At 61.3% G+C, this 24,160-nt stretch carries 24 protein-coding genes; 15 read left to right on the forward strand and 9 right to left on the reverse strand.

Annotation, left to right across the window (positions count from 1 at the left end):
- The first annotated feature begins 86 nt into the window (after positions 1-86).
- Positions 87-878 carry a GntR family transcriptional regulator gene (locus ABIE35_RS06380; RefSeq protein WP_354513341.1) on the forward strand — a complete coding sequence of 264 codons (792 nt, stop codon included), beginning with the start codon at positions 87-89 and terminating at the stop codon, positions 876-878.
- 203 nt (positions 879-1,081) lie between these two features.
- Here the strand turns inward: ABIE35_RS06380 and qcrB are convergent, their stop codons facing one another.
- The 4 genes from qcrB to ctaE all read right to left on the reverse strand — a co-directional run bounded on the left by qcrB (position 1,082) and on the right by ctaE (position 5,415).
- A complete protein-coding gene (qcrB, locus tag ABIE35_RS06385; protein WP_089595181.1) occupies positions 1,082-2,755 on the reverse strand; it encodes a cytochrome bc1 complex cytochrome b subunit in 1,674 nt (557 codons plus the stop codon).
- Positions 2,733-3,803, reverse strand: a complete 1,071-nt coding sequence (qcrA, locus tag ABIE35_RS06390; protein ID WP_354513343.1) for a cytochrome bc1 complex Rieske iron-sulfur subunit — start codon at positions 3,801-3,803, stop codon at positions 2,733-2,735. Before qcrA ends, qcrB begins: the two co-directional genes overlap by 23 nt.
- Positions 3,804-3,899: 96 nt before the next feature.
- A complete protein-coding gene (gene qcrC / locus ABIE35_RS06395) occupies positions 3,900-4,688 on the reverse strand; it encodes a cytochrome bc1 complex diheme cytochrome c subunit (RefSeq protein WP_089595179.1) in 789 nt (262 codons plus the stop codon).
- A gap of 88 nt (positions 4,689-4,776) precedes the next feature.
- On the reverse strand, positions 4,777-5,415 hold the full coding sequence (gene ctaE, locus ABIE35_RS06400) for an aa3-type cytochrome oxidase subunit III (protein WP_354513345.1): 639 nt from the start codon (positions 5,413-5,415) through the stop codon (positions 4,777-4,779).
- A 148-nt stretch (positions 5,416-5,563) separates the two neighbouring features.
- Between ctaE and trpD the strand changes: the two genes are divergently transcribed.
- Entirely contained in the window at positions 5,564-6,628 is a 1,065-nt protein-coding gene (gene trpD, locus ABIE35_RS06405; protein ID WP_354513347.1) for an anthranilate phosphoribosyltransferase, read from the forward strand.
- Between the two features lie 13 nt (positions 6,629-6,641).
- Here the strand turns inward: trpD and ABIE35_RS06410 are convergent, their stop codons facing one another.
- Together ABIE35_RS06410 and ABIE35_RS06415 are read right to left on the reverse strand one after the other, a co-directional pair.
- Complete coding sequence (locus tag ABIE35_RS06410; protein ID WP_026540747.1) at positions 6,642-6,920, reverse strand: Lrp/AsnC family transcriptional regulator; 279 nt, start codon at positions 6,918-6,920, stop codon at positions 6,642-6,644.
- 71 nt (positions 6,921-6,991) lie between these two features.
- A complete protein-coding gene (locus ABIE35_RS06415; RefSeq protein WP_354513350.1) occupies positions 6,992-7,381 on the reverse strand; it encodes a DUF3054 domain-containing protein in 390 nt (129 codons plus the stop codon).
- Between the two features lie 134 nt (positions 7,382-7,515).
- On the opposite strand from ABIE35_RS06415, the gene ABIE35_RS06420 reads away from it, so the two are divergent.
- The 11 genes from ABIE35_RS06420 (at position 7,516) to ABIE35_RS06470 (ending at position 19,076) form a co-directional block, all read left to right on the forward strand.
- Positions 7,516-7,929 carry a VOC family protein gene (locus ABIE35_RS06420; protein WP_354513352.1) on the forward strand — a complete coding sequence of 138 codons (414 nt, stop codon included), beginning with the start codon at positions 7,516-7,518 and terminating at the stop codon, positions 7,927-7,929.
- Positions 7,892-8,332: a VOC family protein gene (locus tag ABIE35_RS06425; protein ID WP_354513354.1), complete on the forward strand. Its 441-nt coding sequence runs from the start codon at positions 7,892-7,894 to the stop codon at positions 8,330-8,332. Before ABIE35_RS06420 ends, ABIE35_RS06425 begins: the two co-directional genes overlap by 38 nt.
- 245 nt (positions 8,333-8,577) lie before the next feature.
- Positions 8,578-8,982 (forward strand): tautomerase family protein, encoded by a 405-nt coding sequence (locus ABIE35_RS06430; RefSeq protein WP_354513356.1) that lies wholly within the window; start codon positions 8,578-8,580, stop codon positions 8,980-8,982.
- 229 nt (positions 8,983-9,211) lie between these two features.
- On the forward strand, positions 9,212-10,228 hold the full coding sequence (iolC, locus tag ABIE35_RS06435; protein WP_354513357.1) for a 5-dehydro-2-deoxygluconokinase: 1,017 nt from the start codon (positions 9,212-9,214) through the stop codon (positions 10,226-10,228).
- Positions 10,225-11,187: a Cgl0159 family (beta/alpha)8-fold protein gene (locus ABIE35_RS06440; RefSeq protein WP_354513359.1), complete on the forward strand. Its 963-nt coding sequence runs from the start codon at positions 10,225-10,227 to the stop codon at positions 11,185-11,187. Before iolC ends, ABIE35_RS06440 begins: the two co-directional genes overlap by 4 nt.
- 6 nt (positions 11,188-11,193) lie before the next feature.
- Entirely contained in the window at positions 11,194-13,140 is a 1,947-nt protein-coding gene (gene iolD / locus ABIE35_RS06445) for a 3D-(3,5/4)-trihydroxycyclohexane-1,2-dione acylhydrolase (decyclizing) (protein WP_354513361.1), read from the forward strand.
- Positions 13,141-13,184: 44 nt separating this feature from the next.
- Positions 13,185-14,696: a CoA-acylating methylmalonate-semialdehyde dehydrogenase gene (locus tag ABIE35_RS06450; RefSeq protein ID WP_354513363.1), complete on the forward strand. Its 1,512-nt coding sequence runs from the start codon at positions 13,185-13,187 to the stop codon at positions 14,694-14,696.
- A 36-nt stretch (positions 14,697-14,732) separates the two neighbouring features.
- Positions 14,733-15,650 carry a sugar phosphate isomerase/epimerase family protein gene (locus ABIE35_RS06455; protein WP_354513365.1) on the forward strand — a complete coding sequence of 306 codons (918 nt, stop codon included), beginning with the start codon at positions 14,733-14,735 and terminating at the stop codon, positions 15,648-15,650.
- Positions 15,651-15,699: 49 nt separating this feature from the next.
- Positions 15,700-16,713, forward strand: a complete 1,014-nt coding sequence (locus ABIE35_RS06460) for a Gfo/Idh/MocA family protein (protein ID WP_354513367.1) — start codon at positions 15,700-15,702, stop codon at positions 16,711-16,713.
- 10 nt (positions 16,714-16,723) lie between these two features.
- Positions 16,724-17,596, forward strand: a complete 873-nt coding sequence (locus ABIE35_RS06465) for a sugar phosphate isomerase/epimerase family protein (RefSeq protein ID WP_337340287.1) — start codon at positions 16,724-16,726, stop codon at positions 17,594-17,596.
- A gap of 25 nt (positions 17,597-17,621) precedes the next feature.
- Complete coding sequence (locus tag ABIE35_RS06470) at positions 17,622-19,076, forward strand: sugar porter family MFS transporter (protein ID WP_354513370.1); 1,455 nt, start codon at positions 17,622-17,624, stop codon at positions 19,074-19,076.
- 105 nt (positions 19,077-19,181) lie between these two features.
- On the opposite strand, the gene ABIE35_RS06475 is transcribed toward ABIE35_RS06470, so the two are convergent.
- The 3 genes from ABIE35_RS06475 to ABIE35_RS06485 form a co-directional block, all read right to left on the reverse strand.
- Positions 19,182-19,490 (reverse strand): hypothetical protein, encoded by a 309-nt coding sequence (locus tag ABIE35_RS06475; protein WP_354513372.1) that lies wholly within the window; start codon positions 19,488-19,490, stop codon positions 19,182-19,184.
- 103 nt (positions 19,491-19,593) lie between these two features.
- Positions 19,594-20,616, reverse strand: a complete 1,023-nt coding sequence (locus ABIE35_RS06480; protein ID WP_337340290.1) for a sugar phosphate isomerase/epimerase family protein — start codon at positions 20,614-20,616, stop codon at positions 19,594-19,596.
- Positions 20,613-21,800: a Gfo/Idh/MocA family protein gene (locus ABIE35_RS06485; protein ID WP_354513374.1), complete on the reverse strand. Its 1,188-nt coding sequence runs from the start codon at positions 21,798-21,800 to the stop codon at positions 20,613-20,615. The genes ABIE35_RS06480 and ABIE35_RS06485 overlap by 4 nt, the downstream gene beginning before the upstream one ends.
- 149 nt (positions 21,801-21,949) lie before the next feature.
- Here ABIE35_RS06485 and ABIE35_RS06490 point away from each other — a divergent pair, with 149 nt between their 5' ends.
- Complete coding sequence (locus ABIE35_RS06490; RefSeq protein WP_207593606.1) at positions 21,950-22,972, forward strand: LacI family DNA-binding transcriptional regulator; 1,023 nt, start codon at positions 21,950-21,952, stop codon at positions 22,970-22,972.
- Positions 22,973-23,113: 141 nt separating this feature from the next.
- The gene (locus ABIE35_RS06495) at positions 23,114-24,109 is read left to right on the forward strand and encodes a substrate-binding domain-containing protein (RefSeq protein WP_207597561.1); all 996 of its coding nucleotides are present in this window, start codon (positions 23,114-23,116) and stop codon (positions 24,107-24,109) included.
- Positions 24,110-24,160: the final 51 nt, after the last annotated feature.

Below are 24,160 nucleotides of genomic sequence, written 5' to 3' on the forward strand. Positions count from 1 at the left end.
GACGCTGCACATGAACCGCAAGTGGTCTAGACCTGAAGCGCCTCTGAATTATCCTTGAAGCATGACTCAATTGCTGGACCGCCGCGGTGCCTGAGGCTGCAAGCATCGCGGGCGAGATCGACCGCACCAGTGGCACACCGATTTACGTACAACTCCGGGAGATCCTGCGGGCCTTTATTGCCCAATCCTGCCCGCCAGGCTCTGCGCTTCCCTCGGAGCGGGACCTGTCAGACCGCTTCGGTCTGGCCCGGATGACGGTGCGTCAGGCCATTGACGCCTTGGTTGGTGAGGAGGTCATTGAGCGTGTTGTAGGTCTGGGGACTTTCGTGAGGAAGCCCAAGCTGGACCTTCAAGTGAAACTGACGTCCTATAGCGAAGAGATGCAACGCCGCGGTATGGTCCCGGCCGCAAAGGTACTCAGCTTCGAACAGATCTCAGCCAGTGCATTCCTGGCCCGGGAGCTCCAACTCGAGGAAGGCACACCTTTAGTCCGGTTCAGGCGGCTGCTGCTAGCTGACAATGAGCCCATGAGCGTGGATGAGAACTTCATACCGGCCCACCGCGTCCCGGGCCTTTTGGATGAAGCGCCGCCCACGTCCCTGTACAACGTGCTGAGCGAACGCTTTGGCTTGGTAATGGAGTGGGGCGAGGACATGATCGAGGCGACGGCAGCGTCGCCCTCCACAGCCCGGCTTCTCAACGTGGATGTCGGTGCCCCTTTGCTTAAGATTCAGCGCCACGCTTTCGTAGCACGCGCGATGGTGGACTACTCCGTTTCTTACTACCGGGCTGACCGCTATAAGCTCTGGGTCCCCCTGCAACGCCCAGGTGTGAGGCCTACCCGCAACTACTCATCGGGTTACCGCACTCAGCCCTAGCACCCGCCGGGACCGGCGCAATGTCATACGCAATCCGGCAGCGCAGAGGCACGGCTGTGCAGAGTCCATGTATTGCTGCATTCAGTTGCAGAGCCAAGGCGCAGAGCGTTCAGGCAGAAGAGGTTCAGCCCGGTAAAGCAATGGCACAGAAAAGGGGCCCGGTCCAATGGACCGGGCCCCTACTTCTTTGTGAGTTCCAAGCGTTAGTGGCTCAGGCTCTTCTGGTCTTCGCCTGCTTCAATGGCTTCATGGTGGCCATGTGCGTGGGCGGCTTCCAGTTCGGCGGGTGTTGCCGGAGCAACACGGTCCTCGAAGAACCACTTGGATAGTGCCGCGCGGCGCTTTTCCTTGCTGGTGACAACACCGTGTTCGTTCGGCTCGGCCGGCAGGGGAGCCGGTGATTCGAACCCAACGAGCTTGTAGCGCTTGTATTCATCCAGCGGAGCGTGGACCTCGATGAACTCACCGTGCGGGAGACGGACAATACGTCCAGTTTCCCGGCCGTGCAGGGCAATCTCGCGGTCCTTGCGCTGGAGGGCGAGTGCGATGCGCTTGGTCACGATGAAGGCGATGACCGGGCCGATGAAGAACAGTGTTCGCAGCCAATAGGTCACGTCGTTCAGGGAGACGTGGAAGTGGGTTGCGATGAGGTCGGAACCGGCGGCTGCCCACATCACGCAGTACCAGGTAAAGCCGGCAACACCGATCGCTGTGCGGGTAGGCACGTTGCGGGGACGGTCGAGAACGTGGTGTTCGCGGTTGTCCTTGGTGATCCAGCGTTCGATCCACGGGTACATGAAGAGGACCGTGAAGATGATTCCAGCAGGAACCAAGGCCGGAAGCAGCACGTTCAGAGTCAGAGTGCGTCCGAAGATGACCCATTCGAAGTGGAAGTCATTGATGACACCCGGCATGAGGCGCAGCGCGCCGTCCACGAACCCGATGTACCAGTCAGGCTGTGTACCAGCGGAAACCGGGGAGGGGTCATACGGGCCATAGTTCCAGATCGGGTTGATCGTGAAGGCTGCGGCCATGAGTGCCAGGACGCCGAAGACGATGAAGAAGAATCCACCGGCTTTTGCAGCGTAAACCGGGCCGAGGGGGTAGCCGACGACGTTGCCGTCGTTACGGCCCGGGCCGGGGTACTGGGTGTGCTTGTGCACAACCACCATGAAGAGGTGGATCACGATCATCAGCAGGATGAGCGCGGGGACCAGGAGGATGTGCAGGACATACAGGCGGCCGATGATGGCCGTACCCGGGAATTCTCCACCGAAGAGGAAGAAGGAGATGTATGTTCCGATCACCGGGATGGACTTGATAACACCATCGATGATGCGCAGGCCGTTGCCGGAGAGCAGGTCATCGGGGAGTGAGTACCCGGTGAAGCCGGCTGCCATCGCCAGGATGAGCAGCACGCCGCCCACCACCCAGTTCATTTCGCGGGGCTTGCGGAAAGCACCGGTGAAGAAGACGCGCAGCATGTGGACGCCCAGGGAGGCCACGAAGAGCAAAGCTGCCCAGTGGTGTACCTGGCGCATGAACAGACCGCCACGAACGTCAAAGGAGATGTTCAGCGACGAGCTGTAGGCCACGGACATTTCGACGTTGTACAGCGGTGTGTACGAACCCTGGTAGTGGGTCTCCGCCATGGACGGATCGAAGAAGAACGTCAGGAAGGTACCTGACATCAGCAGGATGACGAAGGAGTACAGCGCCACCTCACCGAACATGAACGACCAGTGGTCGGGGAAGACCTTCCGGCCGAACTCACGCAGGATGCCGGAGCCACCCACGCGCTCGTCAACGAAGTTGGTGAAACTACCAACCTTGGTCTTCGGAACGAAGGGGGCTTCAGCTGTTGATGAGGCGCTCATGCTCGTCACGCTCCCAGTAACTCGGTCCTACAGGTTCTCTGAAGTCGCTGGTGGCGACGAGGTAGCCCTCTGCGTCAACTGCAATAGGCAGCTGGGGGAGCGGACGGCTGGCCGGTCCAAAGATGACCTTGCATTCCTGCGTGAGGTCAAACGTGGACTGGTGGCACGGGCACAGAAGGTGGTGCGTCTGCTGCTCGTAAAGAGCAACAGGGCAGCCTACGTGCGTGCAGATCTTGGAGTAAGCAACGATTCCGTTGTAGCTCCAGTTTTCACGGCCCTCTGAGGGGTTCAGTGAGTTCGGGTCCAGGCGCATGAGCAGGACGACGGCTTTCGCCTTTTCGTTCAGCTTGCCCTCGTGGAGCTCATTGAGACCTTCGGGAATGACGTGGAAGGCAGAGCCAATGGTGACGTCCGAGGCCTTGATGGGAGTGCCATCGGGGTCGCGGGTCAGGCGCTTGAGCTTGCCGCCTTCAGGAGCCCACATGGTGTGTGCCAGGGCATCGTCAGGACGCGGGCCCAAGTCGCCGAAGATGGCGAGAGCAGGCAGCGGGGCAAGCGCAACCGCACCAAGAAGGGTGTTGCGGATCAGCGGGCGGCGCTTGATGCCAGTCTCTTCGACGATGTCGTCGACGATCCGAACAGCTGCCTGGCGATCCTCTTCGGTACGGATGGCGTGGCGCTCTTCAGACACTTCGTGATCGGGCATCAGGGCCTTGGCCCAGTGCACGATACCGGTGCCGATACCGAGCATTGCGAAGGCCGTGCCTAGCCCCAGAAGGAGGTTTTGGTTACGGATGGTCGCAATGGTGGTGTCGTCGCCCAGGTCGATGGCGAAGTACGCCACCAGGAAGACCAGCGTGCCAATGACGGAGGTGCCAAACAGAATGGCTACCTGACGCTCGGCTCGCTTTGCGGCTACCGGGTCCGTGTCAGCCAGGCGCAAACGATGCGGAGGGAGTCCAGGATCCTGGAACTTCTCCACCTCATTCTGACCAGCCGTAGCTACGGTGCCCGAGTGGTTCGGACTGCCGTCACTATGGTTGCCCATAATTCGCCTCATCCTTCTCTCGTTGTCTCGGCCGGGGCCGAGTTATTTTCAGTTTCAAACTGCTGACTGTGCAGCAGAAGTTTTGTCGTGTCCGGATCAGGACGTGCGGGACGTCAACCAGATGGTGAATGCGATGATGACACCCAAACCAGCAACCCAGACGAAGAGGCCTTCAGACACCGGGCCAAGTGCACCCAGGTCCGCGCCACCGGGTGAACCGTTGGCTTCGATGGTCTTCAGGAAGGTAATGATGTCGCGCTTGTCTTCAGGAGTGACATTGGAATCACTGAACACAGGCATGTTCTGAGGTCCGGTCACCATGGCCTCGTAGATGTGCTCTGCGCTGACGCCGGCCAGTGCAGGAGCAAACTTGCCACGGGTCAGGGCACCGCCGGCAGCGGCTGCGTTGTGGCACATGGCGCAGTTGACGCGGAAGAGTTCGCCACCATTGGCGGCATCCCCCTTGCCGTCGAGGAGGTGTTCCTCGGGAATGGCCGGGCCTGCTCCAAGGGAAGCAACGTAAGCGGACAGCTGCTTGGTCTGCTCTGCGTTGAACTGGGCGGGCTTCTGCTGGGCCTGCGGTCCGCTCATCTGCATGGGCATACGTCCGGTGCCAACCTGGAAGTCAACAGCTGCAGCACCCACGCCGACCAGCGAGGGGCCGTCCTGGGTTCCGGACGCACCCATGCCGTGGCAGGTGGCGCAGTTGGCAGCAAAGAGCTTGCCGCCTTCTTCTACGTCACTGGCGCTGTAGCTGGTGGTGTCGGCCTTGGCCTGGTTGACAGTTGTGGCAACGGCGTACAGCCCACCAGTGAGGAGGAGGCCCATCAACAGCAGCGCAATGGCTGCCAGTGGGTGACGTCGCTTCTGCGATAGTGCCTTCACGTGGTGGTTCCTTTATTCGATCCTGCGTCGGCTCCGCGAGCCGCTTCTTGAAATTCTGCCTCTTGTAGAAAAAGAGTCAAAGCCGGGCTTACTTGAGGACGTAGATGACCAGGAAGAGGCCGATCCACACAACGTCGACAAAGTGCCAGTAGTACGAGGTGACGATCGCCGACGTCGCTTCAAAGTGCCCGAACTTCTTGGCTGCGAAAGCGCGGCCGATGATGAACAGGAAGGCGATCAGGCCGCCAATGACGTGCAGGCCGTGGAAGCCCGTTGTCATATAGAAGGCTGAGCCGTAGGCGTTGGAGGACAGGGACACGTGCTCGGAGACGAGCATGGCGTATTCCGTGGTCTGTCCGGCTACGAAGAAGGCACCCATGACGAAGGTGAGGACAAACCATTCAGACATGCCCCAGCGGGTGATTTGGAGCGGGCGGCCTGTACGGCGCGGTTCGAGCCGCTCGGCGGCAAAAACGCCCATCTGGCAAGTAAACGAACTTGCCACAAGGACGATCGTGTTGACGAGCGCAAACGGGAAGTTGAGCTTGGCCGTCTCCTCGGCCCACATCAGTCCGGATGTGGAGCGCAGGGTGAAGTACATGGCAAAGAGGCCGGCGAAGAACATCAACTCACTGGACAGCCAAACAACGGTTCCAACAGAAACCAGATTGGGGCGGTTCAGCGTCGGGTGCGCCGGGGTACTGGGGGCATGGGTCGCAGATGTCACAAGGACATTATGTCTGTAAAAGTCCAGAGTTCCCAATGCAAACCACCGATTCGGGAGACTTTTTCTACAAAGACGCGAAATCGCGCGGAAAAGTTCCCGGCCGCGTTCACATTGGTCATCGGCGTGGCAGGGTCGATAGCATCAGTGGGTGACTTCTCCGGCATCGGCACCTTCAGCCAGCAATACCTGGCCTGGGCTCATCTCAGCACTGATCAACGGCGACGACCTTGCAGTGGGCAACACAGAGTGGGCCATGAACACGATCATGTCCGGCGAAGCGACTCCTGCGCAGATTGCCGGGTTCCTTGTTGCCCTCCGGGCCAAGGGCGAAACGGTGGAAGAGCTGGCCGGTCTGGTCCAAGCCATGGTCCAGCACGCCAACCCGATCGGGATCACCGGCGAGAAGCTCGACATCGTAGGGACAGGCGGAGACCGGCTCAATACCGTGAATATCTCCACCATGGCGGCGCTCGTTGCTGCCGGCGCCGGTGCCAAGGTGGTCAAGCACGGCAACAGGGCAGCTTCGTCGACTTCCGGTTCGGCGGACGTGTTGGAGGCCTTGGGCGTTCGACTGGACCTATCGATCGAGCAAGTGGCAAGGAATGCTGAAGAGGCAGGAATCACCTTCTGCTTCGCACAGGTTTTCCACCCTTCATTCCGGCATACGGCTGTGCCACGCCGCGAATTAGCGGTTCCCACCGCCTTCAATTTCCTGGGTCCCCTGACCAACCCGGCTCACGTACAAGCCTCGGCTGTGGGCGTTGCCAATGTCCGTATGGCTCCGCTGGTGGCCGGCGTGCTTGCGCGCCGCGGTAGCCGTGGGCTGGTGTTCCGTGGGGACGACGGGCTCGACGAGCTCACGCCTACGGGTCCCTCCACAGTCTGGGAAATCAGGAATGGCACAGTCGCCGAGCAGGTATTTTCTCCGGCGGAACTTGGAATCAGCCCTTCTACGGTGGCGGATCTCCGTGGAGGTGACGCTGCAGCCAACGCGGGAGTCGTCCGCGACATCCTCGGCGGAAAGACAGGCCCGGTGCGGGATGCCGTCCTCCTCAATGCAGCCGCAGGCCTGGTGTCCTATGACCTGGACGCTGAGGGAACCCTGACTGAGCGCATGCGCACGGCATTCGCCCGCGCGGCCGAGTCGGTGGACTCAGGAAAGGCTGCCGACGTCCTGGAGAAGTGGACCGAACTCAGTCGGAGCGATCTTTAGGGCAGGGATTCGATTACTCGAAGCCGAGCGCGAACGCCGCATCAAGGTCGTGCTGCGAATAGGCCCGGAAGGCAATGTGGGTGGTGGTATGAACCACGGAACCCACCTTTGACAGCTTGTCGGCGATGACGTCGGCCAACTCTTCGTGCTTTGTCACCCTGGCTACCGCTATGAGATCCCATTCACCCGTGACCGAATAGACCTCACTGATGCCCTGGATGGCAGAGATTTGCTCTGCGGTCTCCGGGATGCGTGAGGCATCTGTCTTGATCAGGACGAAAGCGGTGATCACGTGGGGCCTTTCCGGAAAAGCATCATTGCGGACTGTTTCAGCCTAGTGCATCGGAAGGGGACAGGTCCTGTTCAAGCGCGGCGTTGCCGCCTCCGGGAGATGCGCAGCCAGAGTGCGGTTACGGCCCGGTAGCCGAGCAGGAAAATTCCGAGGGTGATGAACGCGACGATCACGAAGGGCAGGACCACCGTTTGGCCTGTAACAGCGCGGAGCAGCATTCCCAACAGGACTGCGCTGATCCAGACAAGGACGCCCGTTGGCCATACAGCCAGGGGTGTGCGCCAGGCGCGCGCAGCCAGCCAGGCAAGGGCTGCTCCGGTCAGGAAGGGCCAGGCTGTGATGAAGGCGCCGGAAACTATGTCTCCGCGGGCGTGCGCGTCCCTGCCGATGGCTGCGAAGACAAGAATCAACAGTACGTCCGCGATGGCTATGGGGATCCACAGCCGCGATGGTGAAGTCATGCCCACGACACTATCCGGGGTGTCACCCGTACGCGAAGTCGCGTTTGCTTGAGTGGAGCGTTGTGTGGAGCAACTCACAGGACTAGCGTCTGTCTGGGGAGCAGGGCTTCCCCCGGATCGCTGAGGAGTGCTTCATGCAGAAGATTTCCACCTGCCTATGGTTCGACGGCCAAGCGGCCGAAGCGGCGGAGTTCTACACATCGATTTTTGATGGATCCTCCATGGGACGCATCAGGCCCGGGCCCGATGGCCAAGCCCTGACCGTTGAATTCGAGATTGATGGCCGGCAGTTCATGGGCCTCAATGGTGGACCGGCCCACAAATTCAATGAGGCCGTCTCCTTGATGGTGAACTGCGATTCCCAGGAGGAGGTGGACCGTAACTGGGAACGGCGTACGACGGCGGGTGAGGACTTGCGGAAAGGGCGCCACCTGGCGCAGTCGGCATTGCCGCACTGTAACGAACGCTGCTCTGTAACCAACCAAAAATCAACCAGAAGGAGACCGACCAATGACAACCCGTCTGAACCCTTACATCTCGTTCCGTGACAACGCCCGCGATGCCATCACCTTCTATCAATCGGTTTTCGGCGGCGAGTTGAATATCAGTACTTTCGGCGACTACCAGGCGAGTGAGGACCCGGCGGAGGCCGGCAAGGTCATGCATGCCATGTTGGAAGCGCCGGGTGGTTTGACCCTTATGGCTGCCGATACCCCGAACGGCATGCCGTACAACCCCGGCGACAACATATCCGTCTCGCTCAGCGGCGAAGCCACGGACGAAGGTGAACTCCGCGGTTTCTGGGACAAGCTGGTGGACGGCGGTACCGTGACCGTGCCGCTGGAAACGGCACCTTGGGGCGACACCTTTGGAATGTGCGTCGACAAGTTCGGCATTGGGTGGCTGGTAAACATCGCCGGTGCGCATCAGGGGGACCGGGCCACCGAATAGCGCCGCAGCCGATGAAGAATGCCCCGCCCTTTCATTAGGGGTGGGGCATTCGCTGGTTAAGTCACCTCATCCGCATCCGGGCGGGGTCAAACCGATGTGCCAAGAGTCTCGGCGTGGGCAAGGCCGGGCTCCTGTAGGGATCCCTTGATCCTTCAGTACTCCTGATTCCAGCGTTCCTCGTCCCGTCCTTGCATCCCCAATTCATATTTTGTTAGTATGTCAGGACAAACTAATAGGGGGTCAAGATGCCGCTGGTTCGAATTGACGTAAACGCTGGCAGGAGCCCGGAAGCGCTGGCCGCCATCAGCCGAAGCATCCATGACGCGATCCTCGCTGAGTATGGCATTCCTGAGCGCGACTACTTTCATATCGTCACGGAGCATTCCGAGGGCCAAATTTACGCTCAGGATGCCGGGCTGGGTTTTGAGCGGACTTCGAACGTTGTCATGATCCAGATATTCACCCAGGAGGGGCGGAGCCGGGACGCCAAGCAGTCCTTGTTCGCGGCCATTGCCGCCCGACTGGGTGAGGTTGGGGTCGCAGGTGAAGACGTGTTCCTTGGGTATGTCGAAAACACCGCAAGCGACTGGTCCTTTGGTTTTGGCCGCGCCCAGTATGTGACGGGCGAATTGGCGGTTCCGCGAAAGTAAACTCCGCTGCAGGACTCCGCGTCGCCGCTGCAGGCGGGCAGCGGAAGGTGCCCTTCGGCAGTATTTCAGGGTAATCACGTTTCGTTGTAAATATGTCAGTACAAACCTTTGACAGGACATTAAATCTGGTGCAGAGTAGGTGTGTGGCCCCGCTCACTGAGGGGTGGCAAGGCATTGGGGCCCAGCGCTCAAAGGTTCAGAGTTCACAAGAGAAAGGTCAACGATCATCGTGACCCACGAACTGCTTACGATCGGGCGCATCAGCGTTGATATCTACCCGAACGATATTGGGGTGGACCTGGAGGACGTGACGTCCTTCGGCAAATACCTTGGAGGTTCGCCCTCCAACGTGGCCGTCGCTGCCGCACGTCATGGTCGCCGCACGGGTGTCATCACCCGCACTGGTGACGACGCGTTCGGTAACTACCTCCACCGGGAGCTGCAGAAGTTCAACGTGGACGATTCCTTCGTCTCGCCGGTTAAGGAGTACCCCACGGCCGTGACCTTCTGCGCGATCAAGCCGCCGGAAGACTTCCCTCTGTACTTCTACGGCCGTATTCCCACCGCACCAGACCTGCAGATCAAGGCTGAAGACCTCGACCTTGACGCCATCCGGGACGCCGGGATCTTTTGGTCCACCGTCACCGGCCTCTGCCAGGAACCTAGCCGTACCGCCCATATCGAAGCGCACGAGGCCCGCCCCCGCACCGGACTCAAGGAAGGCCAATTCACCATCCTGGACCTGGACTACCGTCCGATGTTCTGGGCTTCCGAAGAGGAAGCCCGCAGAGAGGTTGCGAAAGTTCTCCCGCACGTGACTGTGGCGATCGGCAACGACAAGGAATGCGCCGTTGCCGTGGGGGAGGGGACCCCTGATGAGCAGGCGGACCGCCTGCTGGCTGCCGGCGTCGAAATTGCCGTCGTAAAACTCGGGCCCGAAGGTGTTATGGCCAAGACCCGTGTCGAACGCGTGGTGTCCGCTCCGGTGCCCGTGGAAACCGTCAATGGCCTGGGTGCCGGCGATTCCTTTGGTGGCGCCTTCTGTCACGGTCTGTTGTCGGGCTGGCCGCTCTCCGAAGTACTGGATTACGCCAACGCCTCCGGCGCGATCGTGGCGTCCCGACTTTCCTGTGCCGATGCAATGCCGACGCCGGATGAGGTCACTTCGCTGCTGGCAGAGCGTGGCAGGTCCGTGCCCGGTGCAGTAATGACGGCGTCCACCCTCGCGGAAGGAGCAGCGCGATGAGCCTGAATGATGACCCTCGCCGGTACGAGCACTTGAGTCGTGTCCGGCTGGAAGATCCAGAAGCGGTAGCCCGGGCAGCCGCCAGCCGGCGCAGGCATCCAGGACTGAAGCACGGTACGCAGAACTTTATTGTCGCAGCGGACCATCCGGCCCGCGGCGCGCTGTCCGTTGGTTCACAACCGATGGCCATGGCCGATCGCAGGGACCTGCTGGATCGTTTGCAGATTGCTTTGTCGAACCCGGCCGTTGATGGCATCCTGGCCTCGCCGGACATCATGGATGACCTGCTGCTGCTGGGTGCGCTGGAAGGCAAGCTCGTCTTCGGTTCCATGAACCGCGGTGGCCTCGCTGGGCTGGTCAATGAATTTGATGACCGTTTTACGGGGCACACCGCGGCTGCCTTGGAAGCGCTCGGAGCGGATGGCGGAAAAATGCTGACGCGTATCTGCCTGGGCGATCCGGACACCGTTGCCACCCTGGAGTCAACGGCCAAGGCCATTGACTCCCTGGCCGAACGGAAACTCATTGCCATGGTGGAGCCCTTCCTCTCGGTGCGTGACTCGCATGGCAAAGTGCGCAACGACCTCCGGGCAGACGCCGTCATCAAATCGGTCGGCATCGCCGAAGGCCTGGGTTCTACCAGCGCCTATACCTGGATGAAACTGCCTGTAGTGGAAGAGATGGAACGTGTCATGGCCTCCACCACGCTTCCCACCGTCTTGCTGGGTGGAGACCCTGCCGGGACACAGGACGAGATCTTCGCCAGCTGGAAGGCAGCGCTGGCACTGCCCGGTGTTCAGGGCCTCACCGTTGGGCGGACCCTTCTTTACCCGGCCGACGGCGACGTGGCCGGTGCCGTAGCGACGGCGGCCTCGCTGCTGAACAATACGGCGCCTGCGGCAACCGCTTCAGGAGATCGAGGCTTGTCAGAACGCGTTCCAGTGAAAGTATCGGAGTAGCTAGCAATGGGTACAGCAACCCGTCGGATGACCGTGGCCCAAGCCGTGGTCGAGTTCCTTTCCAAGCAGTACAGCGTGGATTCGGTGGCCGGTGTCGAGTATCGCGAGCGCCTGATTCCGGGCACGTTCGGTATCTTCGGGCACGGCAACGTGGCCGGGGTGGGCCAGGCGTTGAAGCAGTACCAGGCCGCGGACCCGTCCATCATGCCGTACTACCAGGGGCGCAACGAACAGGCCCAGGTCCATCAGGCAGTTGGTTATGCCCGGCATACCCGTCGCCGGCAGACGTTCGCGATCAGCACCTCCATCGGTCCGGGCTCTTCGAACCTGCTGACCGGTGCCGCATTGGCTACCACCAACCGACTGCCCGTTCTGCTGCTGCCCTCGGACACGTTCGCTACCCGCGCTGCTGACCCGGTGTTGCAGCAGTTGGAGTTGCCGTACGCCTATGACATCACGGTGAACGACGCGTTCCGGCCGTTGTCGAAGTTCTTTGACCGGGTCTCCAGGCCGGAGCAGCTGTTCTCCGCGTTCCACCACGGACTCCGGGTCCTGACGGATCCGGCCGAAACGGGCGCGGTGACTATTTCCCTGCCGCAGGACGTGCAGGCCGAAGCTTTCGATGTTCCCGAAGAGTTCCTGTCCGAACGGGAGTGGCGGATACGCCGTCCCGAGGCTGAGGACGATGACATCCGCCGTGCCGTGGAGGCCATCCGCGCCGCGAAACGTCCACTGATCGTTGCCGGTGGCGGTGTCCTGTACGCCTACGCGAATGACGAACTTGCCAAATTCGCTGAGCTGACGGGAATCCCGGTGGGCAACACCCAGGCCGGCGTCGGCGTCCTGCCCTGGGACCACAAGTTCTCCCTCGGTGCCATCGGCTCAACCGGTACGACGGCGGCCAACGCCATCGCTGCCGAAGCGGATCTGATCATCGGGATCGGCACGCGCTACGAGGACTTCACCACAGCGTCCCGTACGGCGTTCCAGAACCCGGACGTAAAGTTCGTGAACATCAACGTCGCGCCGATCGATGCCTACAAGCACGGCACGACGCTGCCGATCGTCGCCGATGCCCGCAAGGCGCTGGTGAAGCTCAACCAGGCCTTGGGCGGTTACCGCGTGGGTGCGGACCTGGAAGAGAAGGTTGCGGCGGAGAAGAAGCGCTGGAACGCGATCGTGGACGAAGCCTTCGAAACCCGCTATGCGCCGTTGCCTGCCCAGAACGAAATCATCGGCGCCACCAACAAGGCCATGGACGACCACGACGTTGTCATCTGTGCCGCGGGGTCGCTGCCCGGTGACCTGCACAAGATGTGGCGCGTCCGGGACCCGTTCGGCTACCACGTGGAATACGCGTACTCCTGCATGGGCTACGAAATCCCCGGCGGCCTCGGCGTCAAACGAGCAGCGCTGGCCGAAGCCGCGGCCGGCGGCCCCGACAGGGATGTGGTGGTCATGGTGGGGGACGGCTCCTACCTTATGATGCACACCGAACTGGTTACCGCCGTCGCCGAACGCATCAAACTGATCGTGGTCCTCATCCAGAACCACGGCTACGCATCCATCGGTTCGTTGTCCGAGTCCCTCGGTTCCCAGCGCTTTGGTACCCAGTACCGGGTCCTGGACAAGGAGCAGCACAGCTTCGACGCCGGGGAGCACCTTCCGATCGACCTAGCCACGAACGCCGAGTCACTGGGCGCGAAAGTCATCCGCATCGAACCGGGCGAGAACGTCATCGAAGCCCTTGGTGCGGCGATCAAGGAAGCCAAGGCAGCTCCTGAGACCGGTCCGATCGTGATCCACGTCGAGTCCGATCCCTTGTTGGACGCCCCGAGCTCCGAGTCCTGGTGGGATGTCCCCGTTTCGGCAGTCTCCGAGCTGGAATCCACCCAGCAGGCCTACAAGACGTACACAGACCACAAGAGCCGCCAGCGCAAGCTGCTCGGCTGATTTCCCAGACACACAGATCCCACAGACCACAAGGAAGTCCGCACATGTCGACGACGACCACACTGACCACCATCCACCACTTCATCAACGGCGCTGAAACCACGGGCGAGGGCGACCGTACCCAGCCGGTGTACAACCCGGCCACTGGCCAGGTCACCGCTGAATTGCGCCTGGCCAACGAGGCGGACCTGAACACCACGGTCGCAGCGGCCCGCAAGGCCGCCGATACCTGGGGTGACATTTCCCTGGCCAAGCGCACCGCCGTCTTGTTCAAGTTCCGCGAACTGGTCGCAGCTCACGTGGACGAACTCGCCGAGCTGATTACCGCAGAGCACGGCAAGGTCCTTTCCGACGCCAAGGGTGAGATCGGCCGTGGCCTGGAAGTCATCGAGTTTGCCTGCGGCATCCCGCAGCTGCTCAAGGGCGACTACTCTGACCAGGTCTCCACCGGGATCGACGTCTTCTCTTTCCGCGAACCCCTGGGCGTCGTTGCCGGCATCACGCCGTTCAACTTCCCGGTCATGGTTCCGTTGTGGATGGCGCCGATGGCCATCGCCACCGGCAACGCGTTTATCCTCAAGCCGTCCGAGCGCGACCCGTCCGCTTCGATGCTCCTGGCCAAGCTCTGGAAGCAGGCCGGCCTGCCCGATGGCGTGTTCCAGGTCCTGCACGGTGGCAAGGAGACCGTCGACGGCCTCCTGACCCACCCGGACGTGGACGGCATCTCCTTCGTCGGCTCCACTCCGATCGCCCAGTACGTCCACGAGACCGCCACCAAGCACGGCAAGCGCGTCCAGGCCCTGGGCGGCGCGAAGAACCACGCGATCGTGATGCCCGACGCCGACCTGGACAATGCAGCAGACCACCTCGCTGCTGCCGCTTTCGGTTCCGCGGGGGAGCGCTGCATGGCCATCTCCGTCGCCGTTGCCGTCGGGGACGCCGCGGACCTGATCGTGAAGAAGGTCGAAGAACGCGCCCTGGCCGTGAAGGTTAAGAACGGCACCGAACCCGACGCCGAAATGGGCCCGGTGATTACCCCGGCGTCCAAGGAACGCATCGTCAAGATCGTCACGGAAGCCGAAACCGCCGGCGCTGCCATGGTGGTGGACGGCCGCGATCTGGTGGTCCCCGGCCACGAAGATGGTTTCTGGGTGGGTCCCACCGTGATCGACCACGTCAAGACCGAAATGACCGCCTACACCGAGGAGATCTTCGGGCCCGTCCTAGTAGTAGTCCGCGTCGCAGACCTCGAAGAGGGCATCGCGTTGATCAATTCCAACCCCTACGGCAACGGGACCGCGATCTTCACCTCTTCGGGTGCACATGCCCGTAAGTTCCAGCGCTCGGTCACCGTGGGCATGGTCGGCATCAACGTTCCCTTGCCCGTCCCGGTGGCTTACCACTCCTTCGGTGGCTGGAAGAATTCCCTCTTCGGCGACAAGCACATCTACGGTCCCGAAGGCGTCTCCTTCTACACCCGCGGCAAAGTCATCACCTCTCGCTGGCCCGAACCCACCCATGCCTCCGGCGCCTCGTACAACTTCCCCTCCAACTAAATCCACCCCTCCGCCGCAAAGGAAGACAACGCCGTCATGACTGATGTCGAGAACAAGCTGATCATCGGTACTGCACCCGATTCCTGGGGCGTCTGGTTCGCAGATGACCCCCAGCAGACTCCATGGGAGCGATTCCTGGATGAAGTAGCGGAGTCCGGCTACAAGTGGATTGAACTGGGTCCGTACGGCTACCTGCCCAATGACCCCACCCGGCTGGCTGAGGAACTGAAGCAGCGCGACCTCAAAGTCACTGCGGGTACGGTCTTCACGGCGTTCCACCGCGGTGCGACGCAGTACGAAGAAGCGTGGGAACCGGCCCGCAAGGTGGCCGAACTCACGGCCGCAATGGGCGGTGAACACATCGTGGTCATCCCCGCGATGTGGCGCGACGACGTCACTGGCGAAGCTGTGGAGAACGGCGAGCTCACGGACGAGCAATGGGCTGACCTGTTCGCAGGCCACAACCGCATGGGCAAGGTCCTCTTGGAGGACTTCGGGCTGCACCAACAGTTCCACTCCCACGCCGACTCCCACGTTGGAGCCCAGCAGGACATCGAGACCCTTCTTGCTGCCACGGATCCGCAGTACCTGAACCTCTGCCTGGATACAGGGCACGCTGAATACTGCGGCGCGTCCAGCCTGGAACTCATCAAGAACTACCCGGACCGCATTGGATACCTGCATTTGAAGCAGATCAATCCCGAGGTCCTCGCAGAGGTCAACGAAAAGAATATGACCTGGGCAGCCGCCAACCTGGCCGGTGTCATGACCGAGCCGCCGAACGGCCTGCCCGATTTGCGCGCCGTCATCGAAGCCGTCGAGGCGCTCAACCGGCCGATCTTCGGCATCGTGGAACAGGACATGTACCCGGTAGCCTTCGACGTACCCATGCCGATCGCCAAGCGAACCCGCAATTACCTGCTGTCCTGCGGATCCCGTACCAGGGTCCAGTAACGCTGCCAGCAACCGCCACCCCAGAAGAACTTCACGAAGGACAAATACAGTGACCAAGACTCTCCGCGTTGCCGTCGTCGGTGCGGGCCGCATGGGTGCGGACCACATCAAGCGCCTCAGCACCCGCATCCACGGCGCTGAGGTTGCCGCCGTCGTCGATGTCGACCTTGCCCGGGCGCAGGCCGCCATCGAGGGCATCAACGGCGCCGTCGCGCTGTCCAGCGCCGATGAGGCGCTCAACAACGGCGACGTGAACGCCGTCCTGATCGCAACCCCGGGCTTCCTCCACGAGGAAATTCTGTACAAGGCCCTGGAGAAAGACTTCCCGATTCTCTGTGAGAAGCCCCTGACCCCGGACGCCGAAAGTGCATGGAAGGTTGTCCAGGCTGAGCAGGCTTTGGGGCACAAGCGCATCCAGGTGGGCTTCATGCGCCGCTTCGATGCCGAGTACTCGGCATTGGGTGCCATCATCCGCAACAGCGAATTGGGGGAGCTGCTGATGTTGCACCACCAGCACCGCAACCCGAGCACACCTGCGGGCTTCACCAACGAGATGCTGATCAACGACTCCGTAGTCCATGAGTTCGATGCGATCCGCTACTTCACCGGTGAGGAAATCACCTCCGTGCAGGTTCGTCTGGGTAAACCGACACGTAATGCACCGAACGGCCAGCATGACCCCCAGCATGTGCTGCTTGAAACCGAGACGGGTGTGTTGGCCGACGTCGAAATCTATGTCAACGCAAAGTTCGGCTACCAGGTGGCAACGCAGGCGTCCTTCGAAGACGGGATCGTCAGCATCGGTGGCGACAACGGTCCCTACGTTCAAAGCGCGGGTAAGTGGGGCGGGACCGTCACTCCCGGCTTCGAGGACCGGTTTGGAGCAGCATACGACGTCGAGGTGCAGGCTTGGGTGGATGACGCCCTTCGCGGTGACATCGGCGGTCCAACCGCTTGGGACGGTTATGCCACCGCTGCCTGCTGCGAAGCAGGCGTCGAGGCCCAAAAGTCCGGCGAAAAGGTCAAAGTTAAGCTGAACACCAAACCGGATCTTTACAAGTAGGGGATGGGTCATGAAGATCGCACTTGATCCCACGCCGTTCCACCACAGCCACAGCCTGCTGGAATTTCCCCGCGTAGCTGCAGACCTTGGCTACAAGTACCTGCAGATGACACCGCACGCGGACCTCATCCCGTTCTTCAACCACCCCAAGGCGGACGACGAGCTAGTGGCCAAGCTGAAAGCGGCGTGTAAGGACGCAGGCGTCGAGATCGCCTCCGTCCTGCCCGTTCTTCGCTGGTCAGGACCCGACGAAGACGCCCGGGAGGCAGCTGTTCGCTACTGGAAGCGTGCCATCCAGATCGCAGTTGACCTGGGCGTCCAGACGATGAACACCGAGTTCAGCGGCCGTCCTGAGAGGGCCGAGGAATCCGAGCGCGCGTTCTACCGCTCCATGGAAGAGCTGTTGCCGATCATTGAACGCGAGGACATGGACGTGCTCATCGATCCCCACCCTGATGACTTTGTGGAAGACGGGCTGGCAGCCCTGCGTGTCATTCGGGGCGTCAACTCGCCGAACATCGGGATGGTTTACGTTGCCTCGCACACGTTCCACATGGGAAACAAGCCGTTGGAGATCATGCGGGCGGCGGGGGACAAGCTTCGATTGGTGCACGTCTCCGACACCATGAACCACCACGCCTCCCACGGCCTCCGCTACATCACCAACCCGCCCGGCAATGCCGTCCGCGTCCACCAGCACCTCAAGATCGGCGATGGTGACGTGAACTGGGACGAGTTCTTTGGCGGTCTGAAGGAGATCGGGTTCCTGGACAAGGAGAACACCGTGATGGTCTCCTCGGTCTTCGCCGAGGATGAGAACGGGGAAGATGTCTCCCGCTACCAGCTCAAGACAATGGTGGACTATGTTGCCCGGACAAACTGAGGAGCGGTAGCGAGGAAAGGAAACCATGACCAAGTCTTCTTCCATCGAGACCGACACTGGTTGGACAGCTGACCCTCCCGCCACTTCCAAGAAGACCGGCAAGCCGTCTGATCCAAAGAAATTCCTCCGCAAGGTAGCGCTGTTCTCCACGTTCGGTGGACTGCTGTTCGGCTATGACACCGGCGTGATCAATGGTGCTTTGCCGTTTATGCAGAAAGACCTCGGCCTGACCCCGCTGACCGAGGGCCTTGTCACCTCAACGCTGCTGTTCGGCGCGGCATTTGGCGCGATCAGCGCGGGCCGGTTGTCTGACCGGTTTGGACGGCGCAGGACGATCATGGGCCTGGCCCTGGTCTTCGCCTTTGCCACCGTGGGTTGCTCACTGGCGCCAAGCACGGAGCTCCTGGTCCTTGCCCGTACAGTCCTGGGTCTCGCCGTCGGCGGTGCATCGGTCATCGTTCCCGTGTATCTGGCCGAAATGTCGCCGGCTGCCCAGCGCGGCAGGATCGTCACACAGAACGAGCTCATGATCGTCACCGGCCAGTTCCTGGCCTTTACCTCCAACGCGGTGCTGGGAAACCTGTTCCCTGAAGAGATGCACGTGTGGCGCTGGATGCTGGTGATTGCCACGCTTCCCGCCGTGATTCTATGGTTCGGCATGCTCGTCCTGCCGGAGAGCCCACGCTGGCTGGCGTCAGCCGGTCGATTCGGCGAAGTCCTGGAAGTTCTGCGCTCGACAAGGAGTGCAGGGGACGTCGGGGCTGAGTTCGACGAAGTGCGCCAGGCGGCCAGGGAGGACTATCAGTCCAAGCTTGGCACGTTCAAGGATCTCGCTGTTCCCTGGATACGCAGGATCTTCGTGGTCGGTCTTGGCATGGCCATCATCAACCAAATCAGCGGCGTCAATGCCATCATGTATTACGGGACCACCATCTTGTCCTCATCCGGTTTTGGGGACCAAGGGGCCCTGATTGCCAACGTCCTCAACGGCATGACGTCCGTAGCAGCCGTCATCGTAGGCATGTATTTGATGACGCGGGTGCGCCGGAAGCCCATGCTCATTGTGGGGTTGATGGGGACGGCGTCATCACTGACTGCCATTGCGCTTATCTCCCTTGCCTTGCCGGAAAGTACGTTGCGTGGCTACCTGGTGTTGCTGTTCATGGTGACGTTCCTTGCCTCCATGCAGGGATGTATTGGAACCGTGACGTGGCTGACCATGTCCGAGATCTTCCCGATGCACGTCCGTGGCATCGGTATGGGTATCTGCGTCTTTGTCTTGTGGATGATCAACTTCCTGATCGGCTTCTTTTTCCCGCAGTTGGTCTCGTTGATGGGAGTCTCCGCGACATTCTTTATCTTCGTCGCGCTGCAGTTGTGCGCCATTGTGTGGGTCAAGCGCACTGTTCCGGAGACCAAAGGCAAGTCCCTTGAGGAGCTGGAGCACCTTTTCAAAGAGAAAGCCGGCGTAACCGGCTGACTGGCAGAATTGCTTTCTTCGGAGACTGTGCTTGATGACAACCATGCAGAAAACGCCCGACGCCGGCAGGCATCGGGCGTTTTCTGCGCTTGGAGCAGGGCCTCTTCAGAGTGCAACCACAACATTCTCCAGCGCTGCGGCGGGCCGCGTCCAGGACTTCGAGGGTATGGATCCCTTCTGACGCCGGAACTGGTTGGGGCCTTCGCCACGGATTGCCCCTGCGAACTCTGTGTAGAAGCCGGCGTCGTTTTCCTGCGCGGACGGGACAAGCCCATGCTGGCCCTGCGCGCGCCATAGCTCACCCGGCTCGCCTGATGCCAACACCGTGGCGAGCGTCAGGATGTCCGCATCCCAGCGGCGGTTATGGAAGTTGCCGCTTCCCCCTGTTCCGCAGCCGACAATGCCAATGCGCATATCTTTCCTCCTGTCGGTGTCCCAGGGTAAAAGATGAGGGGGACGGCGCGTTGGCGCTGTCCCCCTCAGGGTCGGGATGTCATGCCCGACAGTTCAAAGCCGTCTAGCCTTGGGCAGGCTTCAAGGAAGCTGAAAGAGCCGAATCTGCGTCCAGCAGAACTTGGGCTGCCACCTGCAATCCTTCGATCCGGCCGAGGGAGACGTCTTCATGCTCGATGTTGATCAGCATCTCAGGGTCCACCTCATGCAGTGCGCGGAGGAACTCTGTCCAGAACCCCGTATCGTGTCCCCGGCCCAGGGCCACGAAGTCCCACGCGGAATTTTTCGGCCATTCGTTGGCCCATTCGTCCCCGCCGAGGTTGGTGCGGTTCTCCTCTGGGGAAAGCCGACGGAAGCTGTTGTCCAGTACGCCGTAGAGTGCAGCATTCTCCGTGTTGACGCGGACATCCTTGGCGGCTGCCTGGAACACCAGCGGCCCCAGTTCGCGGACTACAGCGACCGGGTCCATCTGCTGCCAAAACAGGTGGGAAGCGTCCAGTTCGACCCCGACGTGCGTGGCGCCCGTGAGCTCAATCAGTTTGTGGACGTCCGCGGTGTTGAAGACGATGTTCTGCGGGTGCAGTTCCAAGGCCACTTTTACCCCATGGTCCGCAGCAAGGCGGTCGGTTTCCTTCCAGAATTCCGCGGCGACGCCCCACTGATAGTCGAGTACATCCAGTGCTGCGGAATTCCAAGCGTTGACCACCCAGTTGACCGTTGTGGCTCCGGGCTCACCGCCGGGCAGACCGGACATCGTCACCACGCGGTTCTGTCCCAGGCGTTCGGCCAAACGGATCGAGCGGCGGATGTCTTCGGCATGCTTTTCACCGATTTCGCGCTTGGGGTGCAGCGGGTTGCCGTTGCAGTTCAACCCTGCAATGGAAACCCCGGTTCCCTCGAAAATTCCGAGGTAATCGTCACGGGCGGCATCACTCTGAAGGATCTCGTCAAAAGTTGGGACGTGCACGGCAGGCAGGAAACCGCCGGTGTTGATCTCAATTCCCGTAAGTCCCAGATCCGCAATGACCTTCAAAGCCTCCGGCAGGGGACGGTCATGGAGAATCGCGTTGTAGACGCCGAGCTTCATAGCTGGATCTTCTTTCCGTTGTTCAGGGCGGATTCGGTAACGGCGCCGAGAAGTTCCATGTTGCGTACGCCGTCTTCGAACGTGGCGCAGCGGGGCAGTGATGCTTCATCGCTGAGCCCTGCCACTTCTTCAAGGAACGCGCGGGCCTGGTAACCGAACGCATCGTTCTGGCCGAAGCCGACCTCCGGAGCGTCCATGGCCAGCCCGCCAGTGATGTAGGGGTGGCCTGGGCCGAGGATGACTTGGCGGTAGCCATTCTCGTTGCCGGACCCGTCGGTGAGGAACAGCTGGATTTCGCTGGGGCGGCGCTGGTCGAACTTTGCTGCGCCGTTTTCGCAGAAGACCTCCAACTGGAGGCTGTTGGCGTGTCCTGCGGCGACGCGGGAGACCTCGAAGCTGCCGGCGCCGTTGGCGAACTCTGCGTTGAAGGCTGCATAGTCGTCGTTCTCGACGGCCTCGAAGGTGTCGCTGACGGCAACGTGGTCATGACCCATGACGGCGCTCAGCGGCAGGGGCCGCTTGTCGATCGCGGTGGTCAGGCGGCCGCCGCTGATGGATTTGATGTCGCCGCAGAGGAATTCGGAAACATAGGTCAGGTGGCTTCCGACGTCGGCCAGCGCGCCGGAACCGGGGCCGCCTTTATAGCGCCAGCTCATGGGGGCGGAGGGGCTGAAGCCGTAGTCGGTCCAGTACCGGCCGCTGAAGTGCAGGACGTTGCCAAGAACGCCGTTCTGAATGAGGTCCCGGATATAGGCAATGCCCGGGGTGCGGCGGAAGGTGAAGCCGATTCGGGCCAGGTTTCCGCGGCTCTCGGCAGCCCGCGCAGCTTCGGCCATGGCGCGAGCGTCCTCCAACGAATCGCTGAGGGGCTTCTCACACAGCACGTGCTTGCCGGCGGCCAGGAGGCCTTCAACTACCTCGCGATGGAGCGAGTTGGCAATGACCACACTGACGATGTCAACATCGTCTGCTTCGGCGATGGCCTGCCACGAGGTGTCATGCCGCTCGTAGCCAAAGCGGCGGGCAGCGAGTGAGCCAAATTCGGCGTTGACGTCACCTATGGAAACCAATCGGATCTGCGGCAACACCGGGCTGTAGAGGGTAGACGCTGTCCGGTAGGCCGCCGCGTGGGCCTTACCGGCCATACCTGCGCCGATAACCGCGACACCAAGGCTGTCAGCCATGATTTCTCCTTTGAAATTCAGCCGTGGCGGGAGGCTCAACGGCATTTTGCAGCGCTACAATTTTGTATGCTGACTTTGAGCGTAACTATGTCTATATGTCCTGTCAATCATTGCCTGTGCCGTGACCAGGCCCGTGGGGGATATGCCTCATGACTCCACGCATACCCCAGGCTCGACGACCAACCATTTACGATGTCGCAAAGTCGGCCGGCGTCTCGCCGTCGCTCGTTTCGCTGGTCCTGCAGAACCCTGATCGGGTCAGTGACAAGCGCCGCGAGGCGGTCCGGAATGCCATTGCGGAGCTGGGATACCGTCCCAGTCGGGCGGCGACCACGCTCGCGAGCAACCGGACTAAAAGTATCGGGCTCGTCATCGACGACTACCGCAACCTATGGTTTGTTGACCTGCTGCGCGGGATGGAATCCGTCCTGACGGAACCGGGCTTCCAGGTCATGCTCGCTGACTCGCGTCCGGGTGAAAACCGCATCAAGGAGGCCGCGGATGGCTTGCTGGCGATGCACGTTGATGGGTTGGTCATTGCGGCGGAACCTGGGGGCACTGCGCTGGGCGGCGCCGAGGTTCCCACCGTCGTGGCTGGGTGGCGTCATGGCGTGCCGGAGGAGGTAAGCCTGATAACCAACGATGACGATGGTGGCGGCGCCATGGCCGCGGACCACCTGATGCGCCTTGGGCATCGCAGCATCGGACACCTTTCGGGAACTGGTGGCGCCGCTGCCCACAGAAGGGATGGTTTTCAGTGGCGTACCCGCCAGGCCGGCATGGATCCGGTGATTGTGGGGGAGGAGGGAGGTACCTCGGAAGAGGACGGCTACGCCTCCGCTTGCTGGCTTTTGGACCATCATCCCGGCATTACAGCGATTTTCGCTGCCAATGACACCATGGCGCTGGGCGCCCTCGGCGCCATAAAGTCCCGCGGCCTGACGGTGCCGGAGGATATTTCGTTGGTCGGTTATGACAATTCGTCCTTGGCGAAGTCGCGCTTTTTGGAGCTGACGTCCGTGGACAACCGCAGCGACATGGTGGGCATGGCGGTGGCGCGGGCGCTACTGGATCGAATCCAAGGCAACCCGGCGGGTTCCCACAGGAAGTTGATCGAGCCAGCTTTGGTTATCCGGGGAACAACCGCTGTACCCGCGGCGGGCAGGCAATAAAACCAACGGCGGCTACGTCCAAACATACTAATGTCAGGACAAACTATTGACATTCGTGAGCCAAGTCACCATGATCAAACGTAGACGGTGCTCCGGAGGCTGCAAGGTGGCGGCCCGGGCCTGGGATCAAAGGAGATTATGGTGACTGGTTTTTCGTGGCGCAAAGCAGCACTGGTTGCGGCAGTTGTGCCGATGGTGGCTCTGAGTGCTTGTTCGAGTACCGGCGGGAGGGCTCCCGAGGCTGGCTCCGCCGGTGGGGGAGGCCAGGTGGCCACCACGGAGCGGATGAAGATTGCGTTGATTGCCCACGCACCCGCGGGTGACACCTTCTGGGACACCGTACGGAAAGGTGCTGAGGAAGCCGCGGCGAAGGACAATGTGGAGCTCCTGTACACCTCCGATCCGGAGGCCGGCCGGCAGGCGCAGCTCATTGAGCAGGCAGTGGATCAGAAGGTTGACGGCATCGCCGTAACGCTTGCCACCCCGGATGCATTAAAAGATGCCTTGAAGAAGGCAGCGGACGCCGGCATTCCGATCGTCAGCTTCAATGCGGGGGAGGCGGCCTCCGCGCAGCTTGGAGCGTTTACGCACTTTGGTTCAAATGAAAAGCTCGCCGGTGAGGCAGTGGGTTCGCGCCTGGCAGAGGGCGGATACAAGCACCCGGTATGCGTCATCCAGGCGCAAGGGCACGTAGGACTGGAAGCCCGGTGCGCAGGTGTTAAGGCAAAAGTCCCTGGGACGGAGATCCTCTACGTCAATGGAGCTGACATGACATCGGTGGAGTCAACGGCCACTGCAAAACTGCAGGCCTCCAAGGATGCCGACGTCATCATCGGCCTCGGTGCGCCCATCACCCTGACACTGTTGAAATCAGTCAGCACGGCCGGGAGTTCGGCAAAGGTCGCGAGCTTCGATCTCAATAAGGAACTCGCCCAAAAGGTTGCCGATGGCAGCGTCCTGTTCACTGTGGACCAGCAGCCGTGGCTCCAGGGTTACGGGGCCGTGGATGCGCTGTGGCAGAACAAGCGTGGCGGTTTCAAAGTCGGCGGCGGGCAGTCAGTGCTCACGGGACCTGCCATCGTTGATCAGTCCAACGCTGCCGACGTCCTGAAGTTCGCTGAACAGGGTATCCGCTAACAGCCAGCTGGCCGGGCCGGCCCAGCGGCCGGCCCGGCAACAAGGAGAATT

It is taken from the genome of Paenarthrobacter sp. 4246 (assembly GCF_040546855.1).
Taxonomy (GTDB): Bacteria; Actinomycetota; Actinomycetes; order Actinomycetales; family Micrococcaceae; genus Arthrobacter.